Annotated in this window: 6 protein-coding genes; 2 read left to right on the top strand and 4 right to left on the bottom strand. The window is 46.9% G+C overall.

Annotated elements, in window-relative coordinates; genetic code table 11:
* Positions 1-145 precede the first annotated feature (145 nt).
* On the top strand, positions 146-559 hold the full coding sequence (mscL, locus tag V7Q33_RS22750; RefSeq protein WP_331975288.1) for a large conductance mechanosensitive channel protein MscL: 414 nt from the start codon (positions 146-148) through the stop codon (positions 557-559).
* A 21-nt stretch (positions 560-580) separates the two neighbouring features.
* Here the strand turns inward: mscL and V7Q33_RS22755 are convergent, their stop codons facing one another.
* Genes V7Q33_RS22755 through dinB form a run of 4 tightly spaced genes read right to left on the bottom strand, consistent with a single transcriptional unit; the run spans position 581 to position 7,721 of the window.
* Positions 581-3,634 carry a DNA polymerase III subunit alpha gene (locus V7Q33_RS22755; protein WP_333821407.1) on the bottom strand — a complete coding sequence of 1,018 codons (3,054 nt, stop codon included), beginning with the start codon at positions 3,632-3,634 and terminating at the stop codon, positions 581-583.
* 27 nt (positions 3,635-3,661) lie between these two features.
* Positions 3,662-5,902, bottom strand: a complete 2,241-nt coding sequence (gene recQ / locus V7Q33_RS22760; RefSeq protein WP_333821408.1) for a DNA helicase RecQ — start codon at positions 5,900-5,902, stop codon at positions 3,662-3,664.
* A 48-nt stretch (positions 5,903-5,950) separates the two neighbouring features.
* Positions 5,951-6,490, bottom strand: coding sequence for a 2'-5' RNA ligase family protein (locus V7Q33_RS22765; protein ID WP_333821410.1), 540 nt, complete (start codon positions 6,488-6,490; stop codon positions 5,951-5,953).
* Positions 6,491-6,527: 37 nt separating this feature from the next.
* A complete protein-coding gene (gene dinB / locus V7Q33_RS22770) occupies positions 6,528-7,721 on the bottom strand; it encodes a DNA polymerase IV (RefSeq protein WP_331975280.1) in 1,194 nt (397 codons plus the stop codon).
* A gap of 309 nt (positions 7,722-8,030) precedes the next feature.
* Here dinB and V7Q33_RS22775 point away from each other — a divergent pair, with 309 nt between their 5' ends.
* On the top strand, positions 8,031-8,813 hold the full coding sequence (locus V7Q33_RS22775) for an XRE family transcriptional regulator (protein WP_331975278.1): 783 nt from the start codon (positions 8,031-8,033) through the stop codon (positions 8,811-8,813).
* The last annotated feature ends 82 nt before the right edge of the window (positions 8,814-8,895 follow it).

Genomic DNA, 8,895 nt, shown 5'->3' on the forward strand with positions numbered 1-8,895 from the left:
GGGTAATACCGGATAAATCAGGTATTGAGTTTACAGTAATTTTTACTATGGCGTTTTTCTATTTTTTTTTCAGATACCTGGTAAACTATCATTTTGTTGTTATGGGTAATATGATGTATTTTAAGTGGAATCAAAACCTTATGCTATGTTAAAGGAATTTAAAGAATTTGCCCTGCGCGGAAATGTAATGGACCTGGCTGTGGGTGTCATTATCGGTGGCGCCTTTGGAACGATTGTAAATTCGATTGTGAATGATCTGATCATGCCGCTGGTGGGCATTGCCTTTCATGCCGATTTTTCAAATCTATATATCCCGCTTTCGGAGAAAGTGCCGTATGGATTGCCGCTGGTGGAAGCCAAGAAGCTGGGACCTGTTTTTGCATGGGGTAACTTTGTAACCGTTGTGCTTAACTTCGTCATCCTGGCGTTCATTATATTCCTGATGGTGAAAGGCATGAACTCGCTGAAAAAGAAAGAAGAGAGCGCACCCGCACCTCCTGCAGAACCACCAGCCGATATCAAACTGCTTACGGAAATACGCGATCTGTTGAAGAAGTAATTTTAATAAGCAAGTATATACTCAGGGCATTTCCTGGAAAGAAATTTCCGGTCGCTTGTTGATGAGCGCTAATTTTTCCACGTAGCTTACTTCAATGGTATATACACCGAAGTCTTCGGTTACAGTGCCTTTAATGGAATAAAACCCACGGCCGCGTAACGGGAACTTCGCTGTTATATTCGGAAAATGTACCGTGTCGAAAACTTCTCCGTGCTGATCGTAGAAGGTTCCGAAATTCATCAACTGACCGCTTTTGGTGGAGGTATTTTTTACCGTTACCATATACCCGATGATGTGCACGGTTTTGCCAATGCGCGTGGCGAGGTCGCGTGCCGATGTATTACCGCGATCGTCTGTTTTAAGAAGACGGAACGGATCACCCAATGGAAACCCCAGCAATTCGATTTCATCAAATATATCTTCGAGTTCATTGCGTGCCAGTTCGGGCAAAGGAAAATCTTTGGGAGCGGTATCGAAAAGCTCGTTGGTATTTCGGTTGTGTGTTTTCGCCTGACCGAAATATAGCATGGCATCCCAAAGCAAACGCTGTTTGTTGCGCCCGGTAAAGCGGAATGAACCCAGACGGATGAGGATGCGCACCTGTTCCAATCCCAGCGGCACCCTGCGCAGAAAGTTGTCGAAGCTGGTATAGGGGCCGTTGCGTGCGCGTTCCTGCGGTATATATTCTGCAACTTTGGCTTCGAGGCTTTTGAGATGAACAAAGCCTACGTAAATCGTATCGTCAAAGATCGTGGTGAGATAATTACTGTGATTAACGCAGGGCGCTTCAACCTTCGCGCCACCCATGCGTGCTTCGTGAAAGTAAAACTCGGTTCGGTAGAAGCCTCCGAAGTTGTTGATAACGCCCACCATAAATTCCAGCGGGTAATGCGCTTTGAGGTAGAGGCTTTGATAACTTTCCACAGCATAGCTGGCGGAATGCCCTTTGGCGAATGAATAACCGGAGAAGCTTTCGATCTCCAGCCATACACGGTCGATCACATGCTGCTCATAGCCGCGCTCCTGGCAACACGCAAAGAAACGCTCGCGTACGCGCTGAAATTCTTCACGCGACCTATATTTACCCGACATTCCTCTGCGCAATACATCGGCTTCCGTCAGTGTAAGCCCTGCAAACTGGTGTGCCACTTTGATCACATCCTCCTGGTATACCATTACACCGTAGGTATCCGCCATCAGTTCATCCATTTTCGGGTGAATGGACTCATACGTCTGTCCATTTTGCCTGGCATGGTATCGTTCGATATAGGCGCGCATCATCCCCGAGCTGGCAACCCCCGGGCGTATGATCGAGCTCGCGGCTACAAGCGTGAGGTAATCGTCACAGCGAAGCTTGCCCAGCAACATACGCATGGCGGGTGATTCTACATAGAAGCAGCCAATCGCGCGACTGCCACGCAGCAGCTCTTTTATTTTCTCATCTTTCTTGAACTCCTGAAAGCGGTTAATGTCAATCGTGATACCCTTGTTACGTTTCACATGACGAATAGTCTCTTTGATGTGGCCCAGACCACGCTGACTGAGTATATCAAATTTATAGATGCCGAAGTCTTCCGCATTGTGCATTTCGAAATGCGATACAGGATACCCTTTGGGAGGTAACTCGGTAGCCGTATAGGCATAGATCGGTTTCTCGGTAATCAATACACCGCCGGCATGAATGGAAAAGTTAGCAGGCAGTTCTTTATCCACGATATAGCGGGCGTATTGGCATACCAGCTCAGTGATGTGATCGCGACTGCCGTATCGCTCCGGTTCTTCCACCAGCGCATCGATCTCTTCTTTGGGCAACCCGAATACTTTGCCGAGCTCGCGCAAAATCGATCGGCCCTGGTACGTAACATGTGTGCCGAGCAGACAGACATGATCGGAGCCATAACGCTCAAATATATAGTTGTAGATTGCATCGCGGTTATCCCACGAAAAGTCGATATCAAAATCAGGCGGAGAGGAGCGCTCTTCATTGAGGAACCGCTCAAAGTATAGATTGAGTTCAATCGGGTCTACGTTGGTAATGCCGAGGCAATAGGCTACAGTGCTGTTCGCTCCACTGCCGCGCCCTACAAATTCATATCCTTCCCGCCTGGCAAAATTGATGAGGTCGTAGGTGATGAGATAATAAGCTGTAAACTCTTTCCGATCGATGATCGCCAATTCTTTTTCAATGCGCTCGTGCCAAACCGTTTCGTCATGGCCATATAGCTTTGTATAACCCTTGCGTGTTTCGGCGCGCAGATAGTCGAGGTCTTCCTGCTTGGTGCGATTGAAGTATTTTTTGTTCTTGTCTTCACCTTGTTTGCACTCGATGCTGCATGCATCCAGCAATGTTTTTGTGTTGCTGATCAGCTCCGGAAATTGGCTGAACTTTTGGATGAGCTCTTTTTCCGGCAACATATATTCATCGATGCGTGCCTGCTCGCGCTCCGGGAGCTTGCTGAGCAGCGTGTTGTTGGCAATGGACCGGAGCAGGCGATGCGCGTTAAAGTCTTTGCTGGTCAGCTTGCCTTGTGCATTCCGCAAGGGAGGAAGAAACGTTACCGGGTGAAGTATAACAAACTTCTGCGGGTATGCCTTCCGTTGTGGAGAAAGCGCAAACTGGTTGAGCTGATGATGAGCGATGCCAATATATTCGTGCAGACGAAGTTCTTCCGGCTCCAGCTTATCTGCAGGATAGATAATATATACCTCTCTGAATTCAGGTGCGCGTAACGGAATTTCTTTTGCTTCACGATTATAACGGGAGAGAAACCGGTTGATCTCCTCAAAGCCGCTGTTGTTCTTCGCAATGGCGATGTAGAGCAGCTCATTTCCCCGGCGAAACTCAACGCCCACCGCTATATCGAGGAGGTAAGGCTGCTCGCCAAATTTCGTAAGACCATCTTTTTCCGGGCGGTAATTATTACACAGGCGCAGCATCTCCATATAGGAGGCTGTATTGTTAATTTCCGTAAGCACCAGCTTGTGCACACCGCATCGCCTGGCTTCTTCAAAAAGCGTTTTTACCGGAAGCATCCCGTATTTAAAACTGAAACCGGTATGGCAATTCAGGTACATGGCGATCTATATCTATACTATCAGTATTTACGTTTCATCCAGGGCACCATCATCGCTGCGGCTTGGTGTTGATTTCAGGAACTCCAGGTGCGCCAGTGCCATCTTGATCTCGCCATAGGTATAATTATCGCCCAGCGCTTCTTTTACAGGCGCGAGTGCTGTACCTCCCATGCGCTCGATGGTTTGCTGAATGATCTGAAGTCTGTCGGCATCCATCAACAGGTAAATGGTTAGCTGGCCACGCTGTATGTAAAAGGCCAGATGATTTTCGATGGTTCCTATACTGAGTCCTCGCAGGGCGGCAATTTCCGACAGTGTCTTGCCTTCGTTGAAAAGTGTAAGACTTTGCAGCTTGGTGTCGCTTTCCCGTTCGGTTTTTTCCTTACGGATGCGCTTCGGAGCTTTCAGGTGCATGCGTGAAGCCAGCCCATTCGCTTCGCTGTATTGTATAATCGCTTTTATAAATGGGGAAGCATACTTTTCTATTTTCATCTGGCCGAATCCGGAAATGTTACCGATCTCTTCCTGCGTATGCGGAAGGTACGTGGCAAGCTCCTGCAAAGTGGCATCCGACAGAATAATATAGGCTGGTACATTCTCCTCTTCTGCCAGCTGCCTGCGCACGGCACGCAGTTTCTCAAAGAGGTTAATTTCATATTCAGTGACAGACTTCTGTACATCGATAATCTCTTTGGATTTCGTGATCATCACTTTTTCGGTGCCTTTCAGTACGGCTATACTTTTATCAGTGAGTTTCAATACCGGGTAGGCACCGTCTGATTTTGTAAGGTATCCCTGCGCGGCTATATCACGAATGATGCGGTTCCATTCCTCCTTGCTCGTGTCTTGACCAATACCGAATGTCTTTAACTTCTTATGATCCTCCTGTATCTTGGCGCTGTTCGACCCGCGAAGAAAATCAACTACATAGCCGGCACCGAATCGTTCCTGTAATCGCGTTACAGCAGACAGAATTTTCTGAGCTGCGATTGTGCCATCCACGCGCTCTACCTGCGATAAACAAACATCGCAGTTACCACAGTTGTCGTCAGCATCCTCATCAAAATAATTCAACAGGTATTTTCGGCGGCAGGAGGAGAGGTCGCCATACTGTGCCATCTGGTCGAGCTTGCGAAAGAGGATCGTGTTCTGCTCCTCGTTGCCTTCAATCTGCGTGAAACGCTTCAGTTTAATAACATCGCTATACGAATAGAACAGCAGCGCTTCACTTTCAAGACCATCTCTTCCGGCACGTCCTGTTTCCTGGTAATAGCTTTCTATATTTTTTGGAAGATCCATGTGCACTACATAGCGCACGTTGGATTTATCAATGCCCATGCCGAATGCAATGGTGGCCACCATGATCTTTACTTCATCGCGCAGAAACATTTCCTGGTGTTTGGCACGTTGCTCGCGCTCCAGCCCTGCATGGTAGGGCAGGGCATCGAAGCCATTCAGCTTTAGATCGTTCGCCAGTTTTTCGGTAGAAGCGCGCGAAAGGCAGTATATAATGCCCGATTCGTTTTTTCGTTTGAAAAGAAAGTTGAGTAGCTTCTCGAACGATTCCTGCTTGGCTTCCACAGTATACCGGATGTTGGCGCGATTGAAGCTCGATATATAGGTATTGGGTTCTTTGAGCGCCAGCTTTTCCACAATGTCTTTTCGCGTCAGGCGATCGGCAGTAGCCGTCAGCGCGATTACCGGTACCGTTGGTAGAGATTCTTTCAACTGCGCCAGCATCAAATACTCCGGACGGAAATCATGTCCCCAATGCGAGATACAATGTGCTTCGTCAATGGCAATCAGACTGATGTTTAGCGTGAGAATGGTCTGAAAGAATGGAGAGGGTATAAATTTCGAAGCGGCAGTTCTGTTCGTGTTGCTCGCATCTTCCTGTCGCAGCAATTTTTCAGGCGCCAGGTATAGCAGCTTCAGTTCTTTTGAGCGTGCTTTGCTGATAATTGCATCCTGCTCCTGGTACGACTGTGTGGAATTTAAATACGCTGCCTGTATACCGTTGAGCCGCAAAGCATCTACCTGGTCTTTCATCAGGGCAATGAGCGGAGAGATCACGATCGTGAGCCCGTCCAGCATCAGTGCCGGAACCTGGTAACACAACGATTTGCCGCCACCCGTAGGCATCAGTGCAAAGGTGTCTTTCTTCTGTAAAACGGATTGAATAATATTTTCCTGCTCCAGCCGGAAGGCGGAATAGCCAAAATGTGTTCGGAGAACTTCTATCGGAGACATACTTCTGGTGAATAACATGACAATAACGGTTAAAAAACAGTATGATCGCATAACGATGTCTGCAAGTTAGTATTCACCAAACATAATATCCTTATAATGTATCCACTGGTTTTCGGCCCGTGCCAATACAGTAATGCGGTCACACAAAAAATGCTGGCTGTAGGGCAGGTCTTTCAAATATGGCCATGCCTTCAGAAAATCATCGGCAGCCAGTTTTCGTGCAATGGTGATGTGCGGTGTATAGCCTGATTCTTCCTTGATCAGCTTCTCAAATATATCGCGCACCGGATACTTGTTCACAATGTCCAGGTAAATGGTACGGTTGTTCCCATTGTAGAAAACGTTGAGGTCTTTGATGAAAATATTGAAGGGTTTGAAGTGTGCAGCCTTTCGCTCTACATGCTTCACAATATCTTCCAGGTGCTCATCGCTATATTTGAACAGGGAAATGTGTGCTTTGGAATACCGGTCTTCGAACTCGCGACCGGTCAGATAGTGTACATCGTCTTTCAATACAGAAACATCGCTCATGATGTGACGGGGAGGCGCAATAATAAAGAATAACTCTTTTACCGGATTTTTGATTTTTACTGCTGATGTTCTCATAATATATAGCGTTGTTTATTTCATTCCGTTATCGATTCTATTTCAGATTGCCTTTGAACATGTTCATCTCCATGCGCACGCGGTGACTTACATCGAGCGTAGTGGCGCGCACCAGTTTCTCTACGCCATGTTTGTGCTTGATCAGGTCGATGGCTTCGTAGAGGTTGATGCTTTCGGCTGTATCATCAAAAAGACTGATCTGGTGATTGCCATGTACCAGTCCGCTGAGGCGTACGCCCACCAGGCGGATGAGCATTCTCCTGTTGTAGAGCTTATCAAAAAGTTGAGTTACGGTGCGAAGCAGTACATGATCGGAAGATGTATAGGATATATGTACCTGCCTGGTTTCGGTGTCGAAGTTGGAGTAGCGGATCTTGACTGTTACGCATGACGTAAGTTTCATCTGACTGCGGAGCTGGAATGCTACCTTTTCCACCATCGCGATGAGGATGGATTTCAGTCGTTTTACATCGATCGTATCTTCTTCGAATGTACTTTCAGTAGAAATGGATTTCTGCTCGCTATAGGGCACCACGGGCGAGTCATCTATACCCTGTGCTTTATTCCATAAAGAGATGCCGTTTTTACCGAAGGCGCTTACCAGAAATTTCAAAGGCATTTCGCGCAACGTGGCCACCGTACGCACACCCATATCATACAGGAATGTGGATGTCTGTTTGCCGATCATCGGAATCTTATCGACCGAAAGCGGGCCGAGAAAATCTTTCTCTGTGCCGGCCGGTATATATTGATTGGCCATGGGCTTAAACTCGCCTGTAGCCACTTTCGACACCAGCTTATTAACAGAGAGTCCCATGGAGATAGGGAGGCCGCTCTCTTTTATAATTTTCTTTTGCAACTCGGTGGCCCACTTGAAAGCACCAAAGTATTTATCCATGCCGCTGGCATCTATATAGAACTCGTCAATCGATGCTTTTTCGAAAGCAGGGGCTGCTGCTTCAATCATTTCGGTGATCTCGTGCGATGCCTGGCTATAGGCTTCCATATCTCCGGAGATCACTTTGGCATCGGGGCATAGTTGCAATGCCAGGTACATGGGCATGGCAGAATGAACACCGAACTTGCGGGCTTCATAATTGCAGGCAGCAACAACGCCTCGGCGGCTGCTGCCTCCAACAATCAACGGTCTTCCAAGCAACCGGGGGTTGTTCTTACACTCCACCGCTACAAAGAAAGCGTCCAGATCGAGGTGCACTATGTTCCGTTCCATGACGCTAAATAACTAAAAATATTAGTTAAATGTTTTTCTTTTAATCTAATTATTTTAGATTTGTGTCATCATTGAGGCAGTTAAGGGAGTTAAACTGATTTTGCCATTCAGATTCTATAAAACTTCAATGAAACGTTGTGCGTATTGCGCCTGAACCTCTCTCGCAGGGTTATGCGAGAGAGGATTCGGGGTTGTATACGAAGTCGATGATAGCGTTTTTGTCGCAGGTGTATATTTATACCTGATGGATAACAGTTTTTTGTTTATTCCGATCGTACTTTGTAATTAGTAACTTGTACTCAATATATAATGGCAATCATCAATAAAAATCTGAAGTTCCTTCGCACCCAGAAAGGACTCACCCAAAAGCAGCTTGCTGAAAAGCTGGGATTGAAACAGGCCGCTATAGGCGCGTACGAAGAAGAGCGTGCAACCCCTCCGTTGGCATCACTGCTCGACATCACCAAAATATTCAATGTAAACCTGGATGCACTGGTAAGCCAGGACCTGAGCAAAGTACCTGAAAAGGAACGCAAAGCCAGCAGCATCAAACAGGGCAAAGAAGTACTGGCCATCACGGTGGACAGTAACAATAAAGAGAACGTTGAGCTGGTGATGCAGAAGGCTTCTGCCGGATACTTGTCCGGTTACCAGGATATTGAATTTGTAAAAGACCTGCCGAAGATCAGCTTACCTGTGCTTCCCAGGAACCGTACATACCGCGCCTTCGAAATACAAGGCGATTCCATGTTGCCGGTACAACCCGGTAGTATCATTTTCGGCGAGTACCTGGACGATGTTGCCGGTATAAAAAACGGTAAACTATATATTGTAGTAACGCAGGAAGATGGCATAGTCTTCAAACGTGTTTTCAATTTTGCCGATGATGAAGGGAAACTGCTCATGGTTTCGGATAACCGCCAATATCAGCCATATTCCATTGCATCGGAAGATGTACTCGAAATCTGGACAGCAAAAGCATTTTTCTCAAACCAGTTCCCGGAAGGAGCACCTGGCAATCAATCTGTATCCGATCAGCTCGCGCTACAGATCGTGAAACTTCAGCAAGAGCTGGGAGGGAAGAAGAAATAGCGGTAGTGAGCGTTACACGTTATATGTTAATAGTTATCCGAAAGAGTATAATAACTATTAACAGATAACTGATAACGATTAA

The sequence above is a fragment of the Ohtaekwangia sp. genome, assembly GCF_036786105.1.
GTDB lineage: Bacteria > Bacteroidota > Bacteroidia > Cytophagales > Cyclobacteriaceae > Ohtaekwangia.